Genomic DNA, 19,668 nt, shown 5'->3' on the forward strand with positions numbered 1-19,668 from the left:
GCGACCGCGCACAGGACCACGGCCGGGTTCATGATCCCCGGCGGGCGGCGGCCGGGTCCGGCCGGTGTCCGCCGCCGGCCGCGGTCACCAGCGCGGGACGGCCGGGACGGTCCAGTCCGGGTCGGCGTCACGCATCGCGGCGGCGTCGTCGCGGTCGCGCAGGCCCCCGTCGTCGGCCAGCCAGCGGTGGTGCAGCGCGGCGAGCCGGTCCCGGTCGAGGGTGACTCCGAGGCCGGGGGCGTCGCCGACCGCCACCCTGCCGTCGCGGATCGCGATCCGCTCGGTGAGGACGTCCTCGGTCTGCCAGGGGTAGTGGGTGTCGCAGGCGTGGTGGAGGTCCGGCACGGTCGCCGCCACCTGGGTCATCGCGGCCAGGCTGATGCCCAGGTGGGTGTTGGAGTGCATGGCCAGGCCGACGCCGAAGGTGCGGCAGACGGCGGCGAGTTCGCGGGTGGCGCGCAGTCCGCCCCAGTAGTGGTGGTCGCAGAGCACCACCTGCACGGCGCGGCGGCGGAACGCCTCGGCGATCTCGTCGAAGGTCGTCACGCACATGTTGGTGGCCAGCGGCAGGCGGGTGCCGGCCGCCACCTCCGCCATCCGCGCGGTCCCGCCGGCCGGGTCCTCCAGGTACTCCAGCACGTCCGCCAGCTCGTCCGCGACCTGCAGCGAAGTGGCCACGCTCCAGGCGCCGTTGGGGTCGAGCCGCAGCGGCCGCCCGGGGAACGCGGCGGCCAGCGCGCGGATCGCGGCGACCTCCCGCGCGGGCTCGAAGACGCCGCCCTTGAGCTTGAAGGACGTGAAGCCGTAGGTGTCGGCGAACCGGCGGGCCTGGGCCACCACCCCGGCCGGGTCGAGCGCCGCGCCCCAGTCGTCCCGTTCGCCGCGGCCGCCGGGGTGTTCGGCCCACCGGTGGAAGAGGTACGCGCCGTACTCGACACGGTCCCGGACCTTGCCGCCGAGCAGGGCGTGGACCGGCAGTCCGGTGGCCCTGCCCCAGGCGTCCAGGCAGGCGACCTCGAAGCCGGAGAGGACCGACAGCCGTAGCTTTTCGGCGGTCCGGACGCCGCGCAGCCCGCCGGCGTGCACCGTGTCGGCGTCGGTGGCGGCCGGTGACTCCCCGCACACCTCGGCGGCGAGCGCGGGCAGCCCGTTCAGATCCGTGACCCGTCGGCCGATCAGCGCCGTGGCCAGCGGCCGGGCCAGGTCCAGATAGCCGGTGTCCCCGTAGGTCTCGCCGAGCCCGGTGACCCCCTCCTCGGTGACCAGCTCGATGATCAGCCGCGGGGTGTACGGCTGGTGTACGCCCTGGGTGTTGAGCAGCGGCGGGTCGGCCACCAGGACCGGGGTGAGCCGGACCTCGGCGATGGTGAGGGGGTGCGGGTCGTCGGTCATCCGGGGCTCCTACGGGGTACGACCGGCCCGCGGCCGGATCGGTGGCACGGTCGGTGACAGGGCCGGTGGCGTGGTCAGCGGCAACACGCTATTCACACATATAAACAGTGTCCATGCATGCAGGTGGAGGCTACGGAGGCCCCTGCGGACCGTCAAGACCTCGCCTCTTGCGGGAACTTCGCGCCAAGGGTTGAATCTGCGCGCGTAGACCAAGGAATGAGGGGCCGTCAGCCGCTCAAGTCCTGGGACCCACCCCCCATTTCTCCCAGAGGAGCCGCGCATGCCCCGTCCCGACCGCTTCCGTTCCGGTCGCCTCCGCCCCGCCCTGTCGCGCCGCGCCCGCCTCGGTGCCACGACGGTCGCCGCCCTCGTCGCCGGCACCGCCGTCTTCGGCATCGGTCAGGCCACCGCCGAGCACTCCGTCCCGCGGACCGACAAGGAGATCCCCAACCTCACGCAGGTCCAGGGCAAGATCAAGGCGTACTACGGCGACACGGTCACGGCCGACGGCGAGCACTACGCCTCCCCGCACAGCAACTACGCCCGCCAGGTCCGCGGCATCGAGGCCAAGGCCCGCACCTACCTGGACAAGGCGCTCGCCCGCCAGGCCCGGGCCGGCAAGAAGACCAGGCCCGCGATCGTCCTCGACATGGACGACACCACCCTGCTCACGTACAACTACGAGCTCCGGGTCGGCTTCGCCTTCACCCCGCAGAGCCAGGACGCGTACCTGGAGCACACCGACATGGACCCGGTCTTCGGCATGAACCGGCTCGTCAACCAGGCCCGCGCCAAGGGCGCCGAGGTCTTCTTCATCACCGGCCGCAAGGAGGCCCAGCGCGACTGGAGCGTGCGCAACCTCAAGAACGTGGGCTACGGCGTCCCGCTGGACCGGACGCACGTCTACCTGAAGGACAAGGAGCACCCGCCGGCCTACCTGCCCTGCGGCAGCACCTGCACGACCGTCGAGTACAAGTCGGGCACCCGCAAGCACATCGAGTCCCTGGGCTACGACATCGTCGCCAACTTCGGCGACCAGTACAGCGACCTGGAGGGCGGCTACGCCCACCGGACGTTCAAGATGCCGAACCCGATGTACTACCTGCCGTAACGACGGCCGGGGCCTGCCGTGACGACGGGCCGGGGCGCCTGTCGTCACCGCAGGGGCCGGGGCCTCGTGCCCGTGCTCAGCGTCGCTTGGGCACGGGCACGCGCATGAGGTCCCTGGCGATCGTCAGCTCACCGTCGTACCCCGCCGCACGGGCCTGCCGCGCGAACTCCGCGGGGTCGTCGTACCGCTGCGAGAAGTGCGTCAGCACCAGATGCCGCACCCCGGCCCGCACCGCCACCCCGCCGGCCTGCCCCGCCGTCAAGTGCCCGTGATCGGCAGCGAGTTGAGCATCATCGTCCAGGAACGTGGACTCGATGACGAGCATGTCCGCGCCCTCCGCGAGCGCCTCGACGCCCTCGCACATCCGGGTGTCCATCACGAACGCGAACCGCTGGCCGGGCCGGTGCTCGCTCACCTCGTCGAGGGTGACGCCGTTCAGCTCCCCCTCCCGCGCCAGGCGCCCGACGTCCGGCCCGGTGATGCCGTGCGCCGCCAGCCGCTCCGGCAGCATCCGGCGCGCGTCCGGCTCCACGAGCCGGTAGCCGTACGACTCGACCGGGTGCGACAGCCGCCGCGCCTGAAGGGTGTACGAGGCGCAGCGGTCCAGCTCCCCGTCGGCCGCGACCGGCCGCTCGACCAGCCGGACGGTCTCGCGGTAGGCGGTCGCGTAGCGCAGCCGCTCGAAGAAGTGCTGACCGCTGGCCGGGAAGTGGGCGGTGACCGGGTGGGGCACCCGGTCGAGGTTGATCCGCTGGATCACCCCGGCGAGTCCGAGCGAGTGGTCGCCGTGGAAGTGGGTGATGCAGATCCGGTTGAGGTCGTGGGCCGCGACCCCGGCGCGCAGCATCTGGCGCTGCGTCCCCTCGCCGGGGTCGAAGAGCAGCCCCTGGCCGTCCCACCGCAGCAGATAGCCGTTGTGGTTGCGGTGCCGGGTGGGGACCTGGCTGGCGGTGCCGAGGACGACCAGTTCACGTACGGACATGGCTGGTTATCCGGGGGGCCACTGGAGGCCGCGGCCGCCGAGGACGTGCAGATGGGCGTGGAAGACGGTCTGGCCCGCGCCGGAGCCGGTGTTGAAGACCACCCGGTAGCCGGTGTCCTCGACCCCGTCCCCGGCGGCGACCTCCCGGGCCTCGCGCAGTATGTCGGCGATGACCTGCGGTTCGGCGGCGGCGAGGGCCGCGGCGTCCGGGTGGTGCACCTTGGGGATGATCAGGACGTGCGTCGGGGCCTGGGGGTTGATGTCGCGGAACGCGACGGTGGTCGCGGTCTCGCGGACGATGGTCGCCGGCACCTCCCCGGCCACGATCTTGCAGAACAGGCAATCGGCCTGCGGTTCTCCCGCCACCGTTGGTCCTCCCGGCTCGTCCCTCGTACGCACGGTGCGCACGGCCTCGGATGCTACCGGGCGAGCCGTGTGGGGCGTCGCAGCGACGGGGGGACCGGGATCACTAAGCTGGCCTTGATCGCTTTCGCCCACAACCGGGAGTTATGCACCATGGCAACCACGCGCACCGCCAAGACCCACTGGGAAGGCAACCTCCTGGAGGGCAAGGGCACCGTCGCCCTGGAGTCCTCCAAGGTCGGTACGTACGACGTGAACTGGCCCGCCCGTGCGGAGCAGCCGAACGGCGTGACCAGCCCCGAGGAGCTGATCGCGGCGGCCCACTCGTCCTGCTACTCCATGGCCTTCTCGCACGGCCTGGCGGGCAAGGGCCACACCGTCGAGGCCCTGGACACCCAGGCCGACGTCACCTTCCAGCCCGGTGAGGGCATCACCGCGATCGCGCTGACCGTCAAGGCCCGGGTCCCCGGCCTCTCCGAGGAGGACTTCCAGGCCGCGGCCGAGGACGCCAAGAAGAACTGCCCGGTGAGCCAGGCGCTGGCCGGCGTCAAGAACATCACGCTGACGGCCGAGCTGCTGAGCTGACGGGCGGCCGGTCTTCCTTTTCGTGAACTGCGGTGCGCCGAACGGTCGTTGAGGCCGGTCGGCGCACCGTTGCATGAGGGGCGGGCGCGATGCGGCGGGCTCAGATGCCCCGCTCGAGCATGTCGATGACGTGCTGACCCGCGTCGTGGGCCTGGGAGGGCAACAGGCCGCGCAGGGGCCCGTCGATGAGGAGTGCGGCGAGGCCGTGGACGGCCGACCAGGCGAGGAACTCCGCCCCGGGGCGCCGGTCCTCGGGCAGCAGACCGTTCTCCACGAGGTCGTCGAGGGCCGCGCCCAGAAGCTCGAAGGGGGTTTTGCCGCTGCCGCCCGCGGCGGTGTCGTCGGCGGCGTACGTCATGTCGCCGGGGACGTGGAACGCGGTGCGGAACAGGCCCGGTTCCTCCTGGGCGAAGCGCAGATAGCCGGTGCCCACCGCCCGGAAGCGGGCCCGTGCGGCGGCCGCGGCGTCCGGGGCCGGCGGCAGCGCGGACTGCTCGGCCTCCATGGTGCGGGCGAGCCGGGCCATGGCGGCCTGCGAGACGGCGTGCAGCAGGGCGCCGCGGTCGGCGAAGTGCCGGTAGGCGGCGTTGGGCACGACGCCCGCCTGACGGGTCGTGGCGCGCAGCACCACCGCCTCGGGACCGCCCTCCCGGGCCAGTTCGAGTCCGGCCTCGACGAGGGCGTTACGGAGATCGCCGTGGCGGTAGGTGGTCCGCTTCGTCCTGCCGCTCTCCGCCGCCATTACCCCTCCAACGTGGACGTCCATGGGGACGCCCCTCCGGTGTGGACATCAGAGGGGGCATCCAATGTGGACAGCATCCACTTAGCTCGTCTAGGCTTCCGCATGATCGAACGGGGGCCGCGGATCGCCGCGTTCCCCATTTGTGGACATCGTACACATGGGCAGTTCCGGGCCCGCAATCAAGGGGGAGCCTCGCATGCGCAAGGTCATCGCATCGCTCTACATCACGCTCGACGGGGTCGTGGAGAACCCGGCCTGGACGGCCCCGTTCTTCGACGAGGAAGCCGCCGCGTTCGCCCGCGGCCAGCTCTTCGCCGCCGACGCCCTCCTGCTGGGCCGGGTGACCTACCAGGGATTCGCCGCCGCCTGGCCGTCGATGACCGACGAGGACGGTTTCGCCGAGCGGATGAACGCCCTGCCCAAGTACGTCGCCACCACGACGCTCGACACACCGGAGTGGAACGCCACCTTCCTCACCGGCGACCTCGCCACCGCCGTCGCCGGACTGAAGCAGCAGGACGGCCAGGACCTGCTCGTCTACGGCAGCGGCGGGCTCGTCAACACCCTCCTGGCGCACGACCTGATCGACGAACTCCGCCTGTGGACGCACCCGGTCGTCGAAGGCACCGGCAAGCGCCTGTTCACCGAGAGCTCCCCGAAGAAGACACTCCGGCCGCTCGGTACCACCACCTTCCGCAGCGGCGCGCAGGTCCTCACGTACGCTCCCGCCACCGCCCCCGCTGCGGCCCGCTGACGGCCGGTCACGACCAGGAGAACCCCATGGGCAAGATCACCCACTTCGTGCACCAGTCACTGGACGGCTACATCGAAGGCCCCGACGGCGCCTTCGACTGGCCCCTCATGGGCCCCGACCTCTCCGCCCACTCACTCCAACTGACCACCGAGGCCGACCAGTTCCTGTACGGCCGCAAGGTCTGGGACATGATGTCCGGCTTCTGGCCCCGGGCGGAGGAGTACTCCACCGACGCGCACGACCTGGCCTTCGCCCCCGTATGGCGCAGCGCACCGAAGATCGTCGTCTCCTCGACGCTGGAGAAGGCCGACTGGAACACCCGCGTGATCGGCACGAACGTCATCGAGGAACTCACCGCCCTCAAGCGGAGCGGGGCCCGCCTGCTGCTGTTCGGCGGCTCGGACCTCGCCGGCTTCCTCACCCGGCACGGGCTGATCGACGAGTACCAGATCTTCGTCCACCCGGTCGTGCTGGGCGGCGGCCGGCCCGTCTTCAGCACGCCGCAGGAGCGGATGAGCCTGAGCCTTGTCGAATCCAGGACCTTCGACTCCCAGGTGGTCCTGCTGCGCCACCGGCCGGCGAACCTGCCGTCCTGACACACCCCGAGCGAACCCTACGCACCCCGGCAGAAGAACGGAGACCGTCACATGACCGACGCCGTCAAGGGCCCCGCCAGCTACTTCCCCTCCATCGAGAAGAAGTACGGCCGCCCGATAGCCGAATGGAAGGAGCTCATCCGCGCCGCGCCGCCGGCCAAGCACGGGGAACTCGTCACCTGGCTCAAGACCGAGCACGGCCTCGGCCACGGCCACGCCAACGCCCTGGTGGCCCACACCCTCGCCGAGGACAGCGGCAAGTGAGCCGCTGAGGGCGGGCGGGGCTCAGCTCCAGCGTCCCGTACGGCCCAGCAGGAGAGCGGTGGCCGCGGTGCCGGCCGTGGAGGTGCGCAGGACGGTCCGGCCCAGGCGGTACGGCTTGGCGCCGGCCTCCGCGAAGAGGGCCAGCTCCTCCGGGGAGACACCGCCCTCGGGCCCCACGACCAGCACGATCCGGCCGGTGGCCGGGAGTTCCGCGGTGGCGAGCGGGGTGCTGCCCTCCTCATGGAGCACGGCCGCGAAGTCGGCGTCGGCGAGCAGGGCGGCCACCTGCTTGGTGGACAGCGGGTCCGCGACCTCCGGGAAGATCAGCCGGCGGGACTGCTTGCCCGCCTCACGGGCCGTGGCCCGCCACTTGCCCAGCGCCTTGGCGGCCCGTTCGCCCTTCCACTGGGTGACGCAACGCGCCGCCGGCCAGGGCACGACGGCATCCACCCCGGTCTCGGTCATGGTCTCGACGGCCAGCTCGCCCCGGTCGCCCTTGGGGAGCGCCTGGACGACCGTGATGGTCGGGTCCGGCGCCTCCTCGGTGCGCAGTTCGGCGACCGCGACGGTCAGCCGGTCCTTGCCCTCGGCGGCGGCCACCGTGCCGTGGGCGCCGGTGCCCTGACCGTCCGTCAGTACGACCTCCTCGCCGACCCGCAGCCGGCGCACCGACACCGCGTGCCGGCCCTCCGGCCCGTCGACGGTGACCGTGCCGCCCGCCCGTACGTGCGCGAGCGACTCGACGAGGAACACGGGCGCGGTCATGCGGTGCCCCCGGCAGCCGGTGAGTCGCCGGATTCCGCGCTTCCGGCCCAGGTGTCCGCAGTCCCGGTCCCGGTGCGGCTCAACCCGGCGCGCGCCGCGTCGAGTTCGGCCGTGAGGACCTCGACCAGCCGGGCGGCCGGCATCTCCCGGGCCAGCCGGTGCCCCTGCCCCGCCCACAGGTTCAGGCCCTGGGCGTCGCCGGCCTTGGCGGCCGCCTTGCGCACCGTGGAGGTGAGGTAGTGCACGGCGGGGTAGGCGGCCGGTGCGTACGGGCCGTGCTCCCGCAGGAAACGGTTCACCAGGCCGCGGGCCGGCCGCCCGGAGAACGCCCGGGTCAGCTCGGTGTGGGTGAAGAGGGGGTTGGTCAGCGCCTGCTTGTGCAGCGGGTTGGCGCCCGACTCCGGGGTGGCGAGGAAGGCGGTGCCGAGCTGCGCCATGGTCGCCCCGGCGGCCAGCACCGCCGCGATCTGCGCCCCGCGCATCAGCCCGCCCGCGGCGATCACCGGGATCTGCACGGCCTCCCGGACCTGCCCGAGCAGCGCCAGCAGGCCCAGCCCCGCGCCGGTCCCGTCGGCGTGCGGGTCGTCGCGGTGGGTGCCCTGGTGGCCGCCCGCCTCCACGCCCTGCACACAGACGGCGTCCGCACCCGACCACTGCGCGGCCTGTGCCTCGGCCGCCGTGGTGGCCGTGACGATGGTGTACGTGCCCACCCTGGCGAAGGCGTCGAGGACCGCGCGCGAGGGGCAGCCGAAGGTGAACGACACCACCGGCACCGGGTCCTCGCGCAGGATCGCGAGCTTGGCCTCGTAGCCGTCGTCGGTGGGCCCTTCGGTGTCGCCGAGCTCGGTCTCGTACCAGGTGGCCTCGCCGGCGAGCTGTTCGCGGTACGCCTCGACGGCGGAGTGGTCGGCGAGCGACGGCTGCGGCATGAAGAGGTTGACGCCGAACGGCCGGTCGGTCAGCGACCGCAGCTGTTTGATCTCTTGGTACATGCCGTCGGCGGTTTTGTAGCCGGCGGCGAGGAAGCCGAGACCGCCGGCGCCGCAGACGGCGGCGGCCAGTTCGGGTCCCGAGCCGCCGCCCGCCATGGGGGCCTGCACGATCGGACAGCGGCAGAGATCGGTCAGTGCGCTGGGCATGACCACATCGTGTCACGGGACGCCCCGGCACCCCGCATCAGGGGCTCGGCGGGGGGACGGGGCCGGGGCCGGGGCCCGTAGGGGGTGATCGAACAGATCCCCTAGGGGATGCGAGGCCCCCCTGCGGGGCCACAACGTCGAGGTGCCGGGCGGGTATTCCGTATCCCGCCCGGCACCTCACGCTCTGACGCGTTCCTGCTCGCGTACGGCCTGCCGCCCGCTCACGCGTGGCCGGCCGCCGACCGCCTACCGCCCGTTGAACGCGTCCTTCAGGCGCGAGAACAGCCCCTGCTGACCCGGCTGGAACTGGCCCGTCGGGCGTTCCTCGCCGCGCAGCTTGGCGAGCCGCCGCAGCAGCTCCTCCTGCTCCGGGTCGAGCTTGGTCGGCGTCTGGACCTCGACGTGGACGATCAGGTCGCCCCGGCCGTTGCCGCGCAGATGGGTCACACCGCGCTGGTGCAGCGGGATCGACTGGCCGGACTGCGTACCGGGCCGGACATCGATCTCCTCCACCCCGTCCAGCGTCTCCAGCGGGCATTTCGTGCCCAGCGACGCCGCTGTCATCGGGATGGTGACCGTGCAGTGCAGATCGTCGCCGCGCCGCTGGAAGACCGGGTGCGGCAGCTCGTGGATCTCGACGTAGAGATCGCCGGCCGGGCCGCCGCCGGGGCCGACCTCGCCCTCGCCGGCGAGCTGGATCCGGGTGCCGTTGTCGACACCGGCCGGGATCTTGACGGTCAGCGTGCGGCGGGAGCGGATCCGGCCGTCGCCCGCGCACTCCGGGCACGGCGTCGGCACGACCGTGCCGAAGCCCTGGCACTGCGGGCACGGGCGGGACGTCATGACCTGGCCCAGGAAGGACCGGGTGACCTGCGAGACCTCACCGCGGCCGCGGCACATGTCACAGGTCTGCGCCGAGGTGCCGGGGGCGGCGCCCTCGCCGCTGCAGGTCGTGCAGACCACGGCGGTGTCGACCTGGATGTCCTTGGTCGTGCCGAAGGCCGCCTCGTTCAGCTCGATGTCGAGCCGGATCATGGCGTCCTGGCCGCGACGGGTGCGCGAGCGCGGACCGCGCTGCGACGCCGTGCCGAAGAACGCGTCCATGATGTCGGAGAAGTTGCCGAAGCCGGCCCCGAAGCCGCCCGCGCCACCGCCGCCGGCCTGCGAGAGCGGGTCGCCGCCCAGGTCGTAGACCTGCTTTTTCTGCGGATCCGACAGGACCTCGTAAGCGGCGTTGATCTCCTTGAACCGCTCCTGGGTCTTCGGGTCCGGGTTCACGTCCGGGTGCAGCTCGCGCGCCAGCCGACGGAAGGCCTTCTTGATCTGGTCCTGCGAGGCGTCACGGCTGATGCCGAGGACCGAGTAGTAATCCGTGGCCACTTACGACTCCGCGAGGATTTGTCCGACGTAACGTGCCACTGCGCGTACCGCTCCCATCGTTCCGGGGTAGTCCATGCGGGTCGGTCCGACCACGCCGAGTTTGGCGACTGCCTCGTCGCCCGAACCGTAGCCGACCGTGACGACCGATGTGGACGTCAGGCCTTCATGGGCATTCTCATGCCCGATACGTACGGTCATGCCCGAGTCCTTGGCTTCGCCGAGGAGCTTGAGCAGCACCACGTGCTCCTCCAGCGCCTCCAGCACGGGACGGATGGTCAGGGGGAAGTCGTGCCCGAAGCGCGTGAGATTGGCGGTGCCGCCGATCATCAGCCGCTCTTCGGTCTCTTCCACCAGAGTTTCCAGCAACACCGACAGCACTGTCGAGACCGTGCCGCGGTCGTCCTGCTCGAAGGACTCCGGGAGATCCTGCACCAACTGGGGCACATCCGCGAAACGGCGTCCCACGACCCGGCTGTTCAGCCGCGCCCGCAGGTCCGCCAGCGAGGTCTCGGAGAACGGCGTCTGGCAGTCGATGAGCCGCTGCTCGACCCGTCCGGTGTCGGTGATCAGGACGAGCATCAGCCGGGCCGGGGCCAGCGCCAGCAGCTCGACGTGCCGGACCGTGGACCGCGTCAGGGACGGGTACTGCACGACCGCGACCTGCCGGGTCAGCTGCGCCAGCAGCCGGACCGTGCGCCCCACCACGTCGTCGAGGTCGACCGCGCCGTCGAGGAAGTTCTGGATCGCCCGCCGCTCGGGGCTGGACAGCGGCTTCACGCCGGCCAGCTTGTCGACGAAGAGGCGGTAGCCCTTGTCCGTCGGGATCCGCCCGGCGCTGGTGTGCGGCTGGGCGATGAAGCCCTCTTCCTCCAGGGCCGCCATGTCGTTGCGGACCGTCGCCGGGGACACCCCGAGCTGATGGCGCTCCGTGAGTGCCTTGGAGCCGACCGGCTCCTCCGTCCCGACGTAGTCCTGGACGATGGCGCGCAGCACTTCGAGCCTGCGTTCACTGAGCATCCCGCGCACCTCCAGCCGGCAGTCGCCGTCTCGTTGCTCTCCTGGCACTCACCCGGGCCGAGTGCCAGACCCTGAGCCAGTGTACGGCCGGGTAGCACGACCACGGCAAGGGTGGCCGCGCGGAGCACGCACCCGATGACCTTCTTCGGGCGATCTGCCGGGCAACGCTATCGCGATGGAGCTAGCGTCTCGGTATGCGCACAGCTTGGGAAGAGGCCGGGTGGGAACGGCTCGGTGACGGTGTCGCCAGGCGCCGTATGCCGGGCTGGGACGAGACCGTGGGGGTGATCGCCGGGTCGGCCGGGGTCATGATCGTCGACACCGGCGCGACCCTGCGCGACGGCGCGGACCTGCGCCGGTCGATCCGCGGTGTGCTGGGCCGGGAAGTGACGCATGTCGCGCTCACCCATCCGCACTTCGATCATGTGCTGGGCACCGCCGCCTTCGCCGGGGTCGCGGTGTTCGGCGCGGCCGGTCTCGCCGAGTTGTTCCGCCGTGACAAGGACGCGCTGCGGCACGACGCCGTCCGGCACGGCGTCGACCGGGACGCGGCCGCGGAGGCCGCCGACCTGCTGGTCGTGCCGCACCACCCCGTCCACGGCCAGCTGACCGTCGAGCTCGGCGACCGGCAGGTGCTGCTCGCCAACGTCGGGCCCGGCCACACCGCCCACGACCTGGCCGTCCTGGTGCCGGGCCGGCACGGCGAGGCGGAGATCGTCTTCTGCGGCGACCTGGTCGAGGAGTCCGGCGAACCGAGCGCCGGCCCCGACGCGCTGCCCCGGCAGTGGCCCGCCGCGCTGGACCGGCTGCTGGCCCTCGGCGGCGACGACGCGCGGTACGTACCCGGCCACGGCGCCGTGGTGGACGCCGCCTTCGTCCGCGCCCAGCGGGACGCCCTGGCCGCCCGCTACGGCGTTCCGCCGTCGTCCTGACCGGACCCCCGCTCGTTTCCGGGTGGGACCGGAGGGAACCGGATAGAAAAGGGCCCATGCAGAGCAAGCGCTACAGCCCCGACCTCACCCCGCCCTGGAAGAAGCAGCGGCCCGCGCCGGAGGTCCCGGCCGAGCCCGATCTCGTCGTCGAGGAGGTCGCGACGGGCTTCTGCGGTGCGGTGATCCGCTGTGAGAAGACCGCCGAGGGCCCGGCGGTCACGCTGGAGGACCGCTTCGGCAAACACCGGGTCTTCCCGATGGTCCCGCGCGGCTTCCTCCTGGAGGGCAAGGTCGTCACGCTCGTCCGGCCGCAGAACCGGCCGGCCCCGAGCGGCCCGGCCCGTACGGCATCGGGTTCACTCGCCGTCCCCGGCGCCCGCGCCCGGGTCGCGCGCGCCGGGCGCATTTACGTGGAGGGGCGGCACGACGCCGAACTCGTCGAGCGGGTCTGGGGCGACGATCTGCGCATCGAGGGCGTCGTCGTGGAGTACCTGGAGGGCATCGACGACCTCCCGGCGATCGTAGGCGGCTTCGCACCCGGGCCGGACGCCCGGCTGGGGGTACTGGTGGACCACCTCGTACCGGGCTCGAAGGAGTCGCGCATCGCGGCGGAGGTGACGGGCGAGCATGTGCTCGTGGTCGGCCATCCGTACATCGACGTGTGGGAGGCGGTGAAGCCGTCCTCGGTGGGGATTCCGGCCTGGCCGTCCGTGCCGCGCGGGCAGGACTGGAAGACGGGCGTGTGCCGGGCGCTGGGCTGGCCGGAGAACACCGGCGCGGCGTGGCAGCGGATCCTGTCGTGCGTGCGGTCCTACAAGGACCTGGAGCCGCAACTCCTGGGGCGGGTGGAGGAGTTGATCGACTTTGTTACGGTCGGCGGTGCCGTTTGATGGCGGGGAGGGTGCCGAATTCGGTGGTGTCGAGTGTGATGCCGAGGATGTCGAGGCGGAGGGGCGTGCCGAAGGGAACGGTGCGCCGCACCTCGTACTCGGCGTCCTCGCCCGCGCCGTATGGCTCCGTGAGCAGTACGCAGCGGGCGTCGTACGGGTCCACGATCAGGTACGCGGGGATGCTCCCGGCCGCGTAGACGGAACGCTTCAGCCCGTAGTCGCGGTCGGCGCTGCGCACGGAGACCACCTCCAGCAGCAGCGCCACGTCCGATGCCGGTACGAGCCATCCGGAGCGGTCATCCCCTCCGCGCTCGAAGACCACGAGGTCGGGCCGGGGCTTGCTCAGTTCTCCGTCGATCGAAATGTGCTGCGTGGCGAATGCATGCCAGCCGCCACGCGGAATCTGGTCCGCCACGTCAGAAACGATGAGGTTGTGGACGATGTCCTCCCCACCCGAGAGCACGATCTCGCGGCGCAGCAGCTCCGCCTTGAACCCCTCCGGAGGCTCGAACTCCGCGAAGTACTCCTCGATGCCTTGATCGCGCACTGCGACAACCGCCCAACTTCCGCTGCCTGCCGAGGGGTTGTCGACAGCCTAGGAGCGGGCGCGATCCGGCAAACGGATCCCGAGAGGTGGTCACCCCGTCGAGTGATGATCAGTCCACCAGATCCCGCACCACCGCGTCGGCCAGCAGCCGCCCCCGGAGTGTCAGAACGGCCCGGCCGGCCGCGTACGGCCCGGTCTCCAGCAGCCCGTCCGCCAGCGCCCGCTCGGCCGCCCGGGCGCCCGCCGGGGCGAGCAGGTCCAGGGGGCAGCCGTCCGCGAGGCGGAGTTCCAGCAGGATGCGTTCCACCCGGCGGTCCTCGTCGGCGAGGATCTCGCGGCCCGCGCCCGGGGAGCGGCCCTCGCCCAGGGCCTGGGCGTACGCGCCGGGGTGCTTCACGTTCCACCAGCGGACGCCGCCGACGTGGCTGTGCGCCCCGGGGCCGGCGCCCCACCAGTCGGCGCCGGTCCAGTACAGCTCGTTGTGGCGGCAGCGGGCGGCTTCGGTGGTGGCCCAGTTGGAGACCTCGTACCAGGAGAAGCCGGCCGCGGTGAGCCGCTCCTCGGCGATGAGGTAGCGGTCGGCGTGCACGTCGTCGTCGGTCATCGGGACCTCGCCGCGGCGGATCCGGCGGGCCAGCTGGGTGCCCTCCTCGACGATCAGGGCGTAGGCGGAGATGTGGTCGGGGCCGGCGCCGAGCGCGGCGTCGAGCGAGGCCCGCCAGTCGTCGTCGGACTCGCCGGGGGTGCCGTAGATCAGGTCGAGGTTGACGTGCTCGAAACCGGCGGCGCGGGCCTCGCCGACGCAGGCCTGGGGGCGGCCGGGGGTGTGCGTACGGTCGAGGATCTTCAGGACGTGCTGCCGGGCGCTCTGCATGCCGAAGGAGACCCGGTTGTAGCCGGCCGCGCGCAGCTCGGAGAGGTAGCGCGGGTCGACGGAGTCGGGGTTGGCCTCGGTGGTGATCTCGGCGCCGGGTGCCAGGCCGAATTCCTCCCGGACGGCGGCGAGCATCCGGCCCAGGTCGGCGGCCGGGAGCAGGGTCGGCGTGCCGCCGCCGACGAAGACCGTCTCGACCGGGCGGGGGTCGTCGCCCAGCACCTTGCGGGCCAGCCGGATCTCCTCCACGACGGTGTCGGCGTAGTTGTCACGGGAGGCCAGTGCCCCGCCGGAGCCGCGCAGCTCGCTCGCGGTGTAGGTGTTGAAGTCGCAGTAGCCGCAGCGGGTGGCGCAGTACGGCACGTGCAGATAGAAGCCGAGGGGCCGGCCGGCCGCCGCCGCCAGCGCAGGACCGGGCAGCGCCCCGTCGTCGGGCATCGGCTCACCATCAGGCAGTGCGGAAGGCATGGGAACCATTGTCCGTCATCGCACCGACAACGCGGTGCGCGCGGGCGGCGGGAAGCCCGGCGTCCGCATGGCCCCGGGCTGCGCGGCCCCCGCCCGGGCGGTGCGGCCCGGGGGTGCCTCACGCCGGGCCGCCCGCCGCCTGGAGGACGAGCAGGGCCAGGTCGTCGTCGGGCGGGTCCGGGGCGAAGGCGTGCACGGTGGTGCGCAGGTGCTCGGCGAGGGCGGTGGCGCCCAGCCCGGCACCGGCGGCGAGGGCGGTGGCCAGGCCGTCCTCGTCGTCGAACAGCCGGTGGCCCGAGCGCCGCTCGGTGACCCCGTCGGTGACGCACAGCAGCGTCTCCCCCGGACGCAGGTCGAACGATTCGCTCACGTACGCCGCGTCCTCGACGACCCCCAGCAGCATCTGCGGTGCCGCGACCGTGCGGACCGTGCCGTCCGTGCCCAGCACCAGCGGCAGCGGGTGGCCGGCGCTGGCGAGGGTGCAGCGGGCGCCGCCGGCCCCGCCCGGGTACGGGACGATCTCGCCGTAGAGCAGGGAGAGGAAGCGGGCCTGTTCGCCCTCCTCGCGGATCTCCACGGGTGCCTCGGCCCCGGCGCCGGCCGCCGCGACCGCCGCGGCGACCGCCGCGACCGAGTCCGCGGCCTCCCGGGCCATGGTCTTGTTGAGCCGGTCGAGCACCGCGGCGACGCCGAAGCCGTCCCGGGCCAGCAGCCGCAGCACCGGCCGGGCCAGCCCGGTCACCGCGGCCGCCTCCGGGCCGCTGCCGCAGACGTCGCCGAGCGCGAAGCACCAGCGGCCGTCGCCGGCGTTGAAGAGGTCCCAGAAGTCGCCGCCCGCCCAGGCGCCCTCGCGCGGCTCGTAGACCACCGCGGACGCCACGCCGGGCACCTGCGCCCGGCCCCGGGGCAGCAGCCGGCGCTGCAGGACCTGGCTGATGCGCTCCTGGCGGCTGTAGGCGCGGGCGGTGGCCACCGCGCGGGCGACCCGGCGGCCCAGGTCCTCGATCAGCCCGACGACCTCGTCGGGGAAGCGCGGCAGGCCGCCGCGGCCGAGCAGCAGCGTGCCGAGCCGGCGGCCACCGGCGACCAGGGGGCAGGCGAGGGCGGCACCGCCCGGCTCGTCGCCGTCGGGGCGGTCACCGCCCGGGAGGGCGTAGGCCGGCAGGGCGTGACCCGGCACGTCCGGCGGAGCCTGACCCGGCAGCTCCGGCCGGCCGTGCCCGCCCAGGGGATCGCCGCCCGGGTGCACGCCGTCCGGGTCGTGGGCCGGGTGCTCGTGGTCCTGGTCCTCGCCGTCCGGGTCGTGCGGCCAGGGCCAGGGGACGGCGGCGGGTGCGGCGCCCGGCGGGACGTCGCCCCAGAAGTCCGGCGCCTGTTTTTCCAGAGTGGCGCGCAGGGTGTCGATGCGGCTCTCGGAGCTGTGCCAGACGCGGGCCAGCCGCTGTTCGTCGCCGCCGGTCGCGATGCCCCGGCCGGGGGCGCCGCCGTCGCCGTCGTGCAGCCACACCGCGCACCAGTCGGCGAGCCGCGGCACGATCAGCTGAGCGGCGAGCGCGGCGACCTGATCGGCGTCGAGCTGACCGGAGAGCAGGTCGGAGGCCTCGGCGAGGAAGGACAGCGCGCCGTTGTCGACCCGGTCGGCGTCGAGTTCCCGGCGGTCGGCGCGGCGGGGTGCCGGGGCGAGGAGTTCGGCGGCCCGCAGCCCGCGCTGGAGCACCTCGTCGGCGTACGCGGCCGCTGCGTCGTCGTACGCGGCCGGGCCGGCGGCGTCGTACGGGCCCGCGGGGCCGTCGGGGGCGTGCGCGTGCGGGGTGCCGTACGGCGCTCCCTCAGGGCGCGCCCCCTCGTTGTGCGCCCCCTCGTACCGCGCCCCCTCGTACGGCCTCTCGTCGTACGCGGTCTCCGGCAGCGGGCGGGCGGCGACCTCCGGGGCCGGCAGCGGGAGCCGGAACCACACGGTCTTCAGGTCGCGGCGATAGGTGATGCCCCAGGATTCGGCGACCGCGCTGATCAGCTGGAGGCCGTGGCCGCCGCTGTCGTTCCGGGCGGTCTCGTCGCGGGCGCGGATCGGCTGGGTGGGGTGGCGGTCGGAGACCTCGATGACGACGGCGGGCGCGGGGGCGTCGTCCGGGTCCGGCCCGGCGCCCGGGTCCGGTTCCGCGGCGGGGTCCAGCCGGCAGCTCAGCTCGATGGTGGTGCCCGCGTGCACCACCGCGTTCGTCACCAACTCGCTGACCAGCAGAACCGCTTCGTCAGTGAGCCGGTCGGTGAACCGCTCGGTGCCGGGCAGCCGCCGGTCCGCCCACTCGGCGAAGGCGGACCGGACGAACCGCCGGGCGGCGACCGCGGCCTGCGGGTCCCCGGGCAGACCGGCCCGCCGGGTGCGGGCGGCGGGGAGCCCGGGGCCGGCCGTCGTCGCGCGCGTCGCCCTGACGTCGTCCCGTGGAGACGAAGTTGTCGTCCTCATTGAGCAACTCCCGAACAGCTCCGCTGCAGCGCCGGATGCGCCACCGACAGAGTGACAGAAAGGGCGCAGTCATAAGCAGTGAGTCACGGAAGTGGGCGGTCGAAGCAGCCAATTGGGCTGACACGCCGGAGGAGTTGGCCGAACGGGGCGGCGGGGCGGTCACGGCGCCGGGGTGTCGCGCCGGAATGCCGCGGCGCGCGGCAGTAGCGGTGCGGGGCAGGCCCGGCGGCCCACCCCGCACGCTCACCCAAGGACGGTGCGGCGGGCGGTCACGACTCCCGCGTCCCCGCGTACATGTCGTCCAGCAGGTCCTTGAACGCCCGCTCCACCACCGGCCGCTTGATCTTGAGGCTCGGGGTCACCTCACCGTGCTCGATGTCCAGGTCGCGCGGCAGCAGCCGGAACTTGCGGATCTGCTGCCAGCGCTGCAGCCCCTCGTTGACCCGCTCGACATAGCCGTCGATCAGCTCGCGGACCTGGTCGGTCGCGACGACCTCGGCGTACGTCTTGCCGGCCAGGCCGTGTTCCGCGGCCCAGCCCATGATCGTCGGCTCGTCGAGGGCGATCAGCGCGGTGCAGAAGTTCCGGTTGGCACCGTGCACCAGGACGTTGGAGACGAACGGACAGACCGCCTTGAACTGGCCCTCCACCTCGGCCGGTGCGATGTACTTGCCGCCCGAGGTCTTGATCAGGTCCTTCTTGCGGTCGGTGATCCGCAGATAGCCGTCCGGGGAGAGCTCGCCGATGTCGCCGGTGTGGAACCAGCCGTCCTCCTCCAGGACCTCGGCGGTCTTCTCCGGCAGGCCGTGGTAGCCCTGCATGATGCCGGGGCCGCGCAGCAGGATCTCGCCGTCCTCGGCGATCCGGACCTCGGTGCCGGGCAGCGGCTTGCCGACCGTGCCGGTGCGGTACGCCTCGCCGGGGTTGACGAAGCTGGCCGCACTGGACTCCGTCAGGCCGTAGCCCTCCAGGATGTGGATGCCGGCGCCGGAGAAGAAGTAGCCGATCTCCGGGGAGAGCGCGGCCGAGCCGGAGACCGCGGCGCGCAGCCGGCCGCCGAACGCGTCGCGCAGCTTGGCGTAGACGAGGGCGTCGGCGATCTTGTGCTTGGCGCCGAGCGCGAACGGCACGGAGGCGTTGCCGGTGCGCCGGAAGTTGTCCTGCGAGGTCTTGGCGTACTCGCGGGCCACCCCGGCCGCCCACTGGAAGATCTTGTACTTGGCCCCGCCGCCCGCGCGCGCCTTGGCCGCGACGCCGTTGTAGACCTTCTCGAAGATCCGCGGGACGGCGGCCATGTAGGTGGGCCGGACGACCGGCAGATTCTCGATGATCTTGTCGACCCGGCCGTCCACCGCGATCACATGCCCGACCGAGATCTGCCCGGCGGTCAGCACCTTCCCGAAGACGTGCGCCAGCGGCAGCCAGAGGTACTGCACGTCCTCCTCGGCGACCATTCCGGTGGCCTGGATCGCGCGGGCCATGTACGCCCAGCAGTCGTGCGGCAGCCGTACGCCCTTGGGCCGGCCGGTGGTGCCGGAGGTGTAGATCAGCGTCGCCAGCTGGTCGGCGCGCAGCCCGGCGACCCGCTCCTTGACGCACTCCGGGTGCTTCTCCAGATAGGCGTGACCGCGCTTCTCCAGGTCCGCGAGGCTGAGCACCCACCCCTCGGGGTCATCGGGGGACGCCTCGGCGGCGGCCGCGTCGATGACGACGACATGCGCCAGGTCGGGCAGCTCGGCGCGGCGCTCCCGGGCCTTGGCGAGCTGGCCGGCGTCCTCGGCGATCAGCACCCGGCTGCCGGAGTCGGCCAGGATGTACGCGGTCTCCTCGGCGTTGGTGCTGGGGTAGACCGTGGTGGTGGCGGCGCCGGAGCACAGCACCCCGAGGTCGGCGAGGATCCACTCCACGCGGGTGTTGGCGGCCAGCGCGACCCGCTCCTCGGGCCGTACGCCCAGTGCGATCAGCCCGGCGGCCACGGCGTAGACCCGGTCGGCGGCCTCGGCCCAGCTGATCGCCTTCCAGTCGTCCGGCCCCTGGCCGGCGACAGCGGGGACGGGATAGCGATAGGCCTCGATGTCGGGAGTGGCCGCGACCCGCTCCAGGAAGAGGTGAGCCACCGAAGGCGGCCGGTTTTCGATCAGCGTGTGGGTGTCCGTCACGGCGTCCTCCGGGGCCCGCTTCATTGCTGGTGACTCGCGAGTAACCTTTGAGCAGAGATCAGACTAGAGCGCGTTGCGCCGACGCGTAAGGGGCTACGACCGACTGGTTCGCGATGTGACCAGTGCGATAGGTGTACGTAGCACGCGCATCGCCCGATTGCGAGCCGCGCCGATCGCCCCCACGAGACCACACCCGGCGCCCCCGGCTGCCGCCCTCGCGGAACGCCACGCTCCGCATTCA

At 72.7% G+C, this 19,668-nt stretch carries 19 protein-coding genes; 7 read left to right on the plus strand and 12 right to left on the minus strand.

What is annotated here, in order from left to right:
* Positions 1-84: 84 nt before the first annotated feature.
* Positions 85-1,392, minus strand: coding sequence for an enolase C-terminal domain-like protein (locus ACZ7MX_RS21885; RefSeq protein WP_472134448.1), 1,308 nt, complete (start codon positions 1,390-1,392; stop codon positions 85-87).
* A 280-nt stretch (positions 1,393-1,672) separates the two neighbouring features.
* Between ACZ7MX_RS21885 and ACZ7MX_RS21890 the strand changes: the two genes are divergently transcribed.
* Positions 1,673-2,503, plus strand: coding sequence for an HAD family acid phosphatase (locus ACZ7MX_RS21890; protein ID WP_472134450.1), 831 nt, complete (start codon positions 1,673-1,675; stop codon positions 2,501-2,503).
* 76 nt (positions 2,504-2,579) lie between these two features.
* On the opposite strand, the gene ACZ7MX_RS21895 is transcribed toward ACZ7MX_RS21890, so the two are convergent.
* Positions 2,580-3,485: a ribonuclease Z gene (locus ACZ7MX_RS21895; RefSeq protein WP_472134452.1), complete on the minus strand. Its 906-nt coding sequence runs from the start codon at positions 3,483-3,485 to the stop codon at positions 2,580-2,582.
* A 6-nt stretch (positions 3,486-3,491) separates the two neighbouring features.
* A complete protein-coding gene (locus ACZ7MX_RS21900; RefSeq protein ID WP_472134454.1) occupies positions 3,492-3,851 on the minus strand; it encodes a histidine triad nucleotide-binding protein in 360 nt (119 codons plus the stop codon).
* A 150-nt stretch (positions 3,852-4,001) separates the two neighbouring features.
* Here ACZ7MX_RS21900 and ACZ7MX_RS21905 point away from each other — a divergent pair, with 150 nt between their 5' ends.
* Positions 4,002-4,433, plus strand: coding sequence for an OsmC family protein (locus ACZ7MX_RS21905; protein WP_472134456.1), 432 nt, complete (start codon positions 4,002-4,004; stop codon positions 4,431-4,433).
* Between the two features lie 100 nt (positions 4,434-4,533).
* Here ACZ7MX_RS21905 and ACZ7MX_RS21910 read toward each other — a convergent pair whose 3' ends face one another.
* On the minus strand, positions 4,534-5,199 hold the full coding sequence (locus tag ACZ7MX_RS21910; protein WP_472134458.1) for a TetR/AcrR family transcriptional regulator: 666 nt from the start codon (positions 5,197-5,199) through the stop codon (positions 4,534-4,536).
* Positions 5,200-5,371: 172 nt separating this feature from the next.
* On the opposite strand from ACZ7MX_RS21910, the gene ACZ7MX_RS21915 reads away from it, so the two are divergent.
* The 3 genes from ACZ7MX_RS21915 to ACZ7MX_RS21925 are packed head-to-tail and all read left to right on the plus strand — an operon-like array spanning position 5,372 to position 6,789.
* The gene (locus ACZ7MX_RS21915) at positions 5,372-5,929 is read left to right on the plus strand and encodes a dihydrofolate reductase family protein (RefSeq protein WP_472134460.1); all 558 of its coding nucleotides are present in this window, start codon (positions 5,372-5,374) and stop codon (positions 5,927-5,929) included.
* Between the two features lie 26 nt (positions 5,930-5,955).
* The gene (locus ACZ7MX_RS21920; protein WP_472134462.1) at positions 5,956-6,525 is read left to right on the plus strand and encodes a dihydrofolate reductase family protein; all 570 of its coding nucleotides are present in this window, start codon (positions 5,956-5,958) and stop codon (positions 6,523-6,525) included.
* A gap of 51 nt (positions 6,526-6,576) precedes the next feature.
* The gene (locus ACZ7MX_RS21925; RefSeq protein ID WP_472134464.1) at positions 6,577-6,789 is read left to right on the plus strand and encodes a DUF4287 domain-containing protein; all 213 of its coding nucleotides are present in this window, start codon (positions 6,577-6,579) and stop codon (positions 6,787-6,789) included.
* A gap of 21 nt (positions 6,790-6,810) precedes the next feature.
* Here ACZ7MX_RS21925 and ACZ7MX_RS21930 read toward each other — a convergent pair whose 3' ends face one another.
* The 4 genes from ACZ7MX_RS21930 to hrcA form a co-directional block, all read right to left on the minus strand.
* A complete protein-coding gene (locus ACZ7MX_RS21930; protein WP_472134466.1) occupies positions 6,811-7,554 on the minus strand; it encodes a 16S rRNA (uracil(1498)-N(3))-methyltransferase in 744 nt (247 codons plus the stop codon).
* Entirely contained in the window at positions 7,551-8,693 is a 1,143-nt protein-coding gene (locus ACZ7MX_RS21935; protein WP_472134468.1) for a nitronate monooxygenase, read from the minus strand. The genes ACZ7MX_RS21930 and ACZ7MX_RS21935 overlap by 4 nt, the downstream gene beginning before the upstream one ends.
* A gap of 246 nt (positions 8,694-8,939) precedes the next feature.
* On the minus strand, positions 8,940-10,073 hold the full coding sequence (gene dnaJ / locus ACZ7MX_RS21940; protein WP_472134470.1) for a molecular chaperone DnaJ: 1,134 nt from the start codon (positions 10,071-10,073) through the stop codon (positions 8,940-8,942).
* Positions 10,074-11,090, minus strand: coding sequence for a heat-inducible transcriptional repressor HrcA (gene hrcA, locus ACZ7MX_RS21945; RefSeq protein WP_472134472.1), 1,017 nt, complete (start codon positions 11,088-11,090; stop codon positions 10,074-10,076).
* Positions 11,091-11,284: 194 nt separating this feature from the next.
* On the opposite strand from hrcA, the gene ACZ7MX_RS21950 reads away from it, so the two are divergent.
* Positions 11,285-12,022 carry an MBL fold metallo-hydrolase gene (locus ACZ7MX_RS21950; RefSeq protein WP_472134474.1) on the plus strand — a complete coding sequence of 246 codons (738 nt, stop codon included), beginning with the start codon at positions 11,285-11,287 and terminating at the stop codon, positions 12,020-12,022.
* A 56-nt stretch (positions 12,023-12,078) separates the two neighbouring features.
* On the plus strand, positions 12,079-12,912 hold the full coding sequence (locus tag ACZ7MX_RS21955; protein ID WP_472134476.1) for a DUF3097 domain-containing protein: 834 nt from the start codon (positions 12,079-12,081) through the stop codon (positions 12,910-12,912).
* Here ACZ7MX_RS21955 and ACZ7MX_RS21960 read toward each other — a convergent pair.
* The 4 genes from ACZ7MX_RS21960 to ACZ7MX_RS21975 all read right to left on the minus strand — a co-directional run bounded on the left by ACZ7MX_RS21960 (position 12,890) and on the right by ACZ7MX_RS21975 (position 19,427).
* Complete coding sequence (locus ACZ7MX_RS21960; RefSeq protein WP_472134478.1) at positions 12,890-13,459, minus strand: Uma2 family endonuclease; 570 nt, start codon at positions 13,457-13,459, stop codon at positions 12,890-12,892. The genes ACZ7MX_RS21955 and ACZ7MX_RS21960 overlap by 23 nt on opposite strands.
* A 109-nt stretch (positions 13,460-13,568) precedes the next feature.
* Complete coding sequence (gene hemW / locus ACZ7MX_RS21965) at positions 13,569-14,801, minus strand: radical SAM family heme chaperone HemW (protein WP_472134480.1); 1,233 nt, start codon at positions 14,799-14,801, stop codon at positions 13,569-13,571.
* Positions 14,802-14,919: 118 nt separating this feature from the next.
* Positions 14,920-17,268, minus strand: a complete 2,349-nt coding sequence (locus ACZ7MX_RS21970) for a SpoIIE family protein phosphatase (protein ID WP_472134482.1) — start codon at positions 17,266-17,268, stop codon at positions 14,920-14,922.
* 269 nt (positions 17,269-17,537) lie between these two features.
* The gene (locus ACZ7MX_RS21975; RefSeq protein ID WP_472134484.1) at positions 17,538-19,427 is read right to left on the minus strand and encodes an AMP-dependent synthetase/ligase; all 1,890 of its coding nucleotides are present in this window, start codon (positions 19,425-19,427) and stop codon (positions 17,538-17,540) included.
* Between the last annotated feature and the right edge of the window lie 241 nt (positions 19,428-19,668).

This window comes from Streptomyces sp. NPDC107765 (assembly GCF_055657085.1).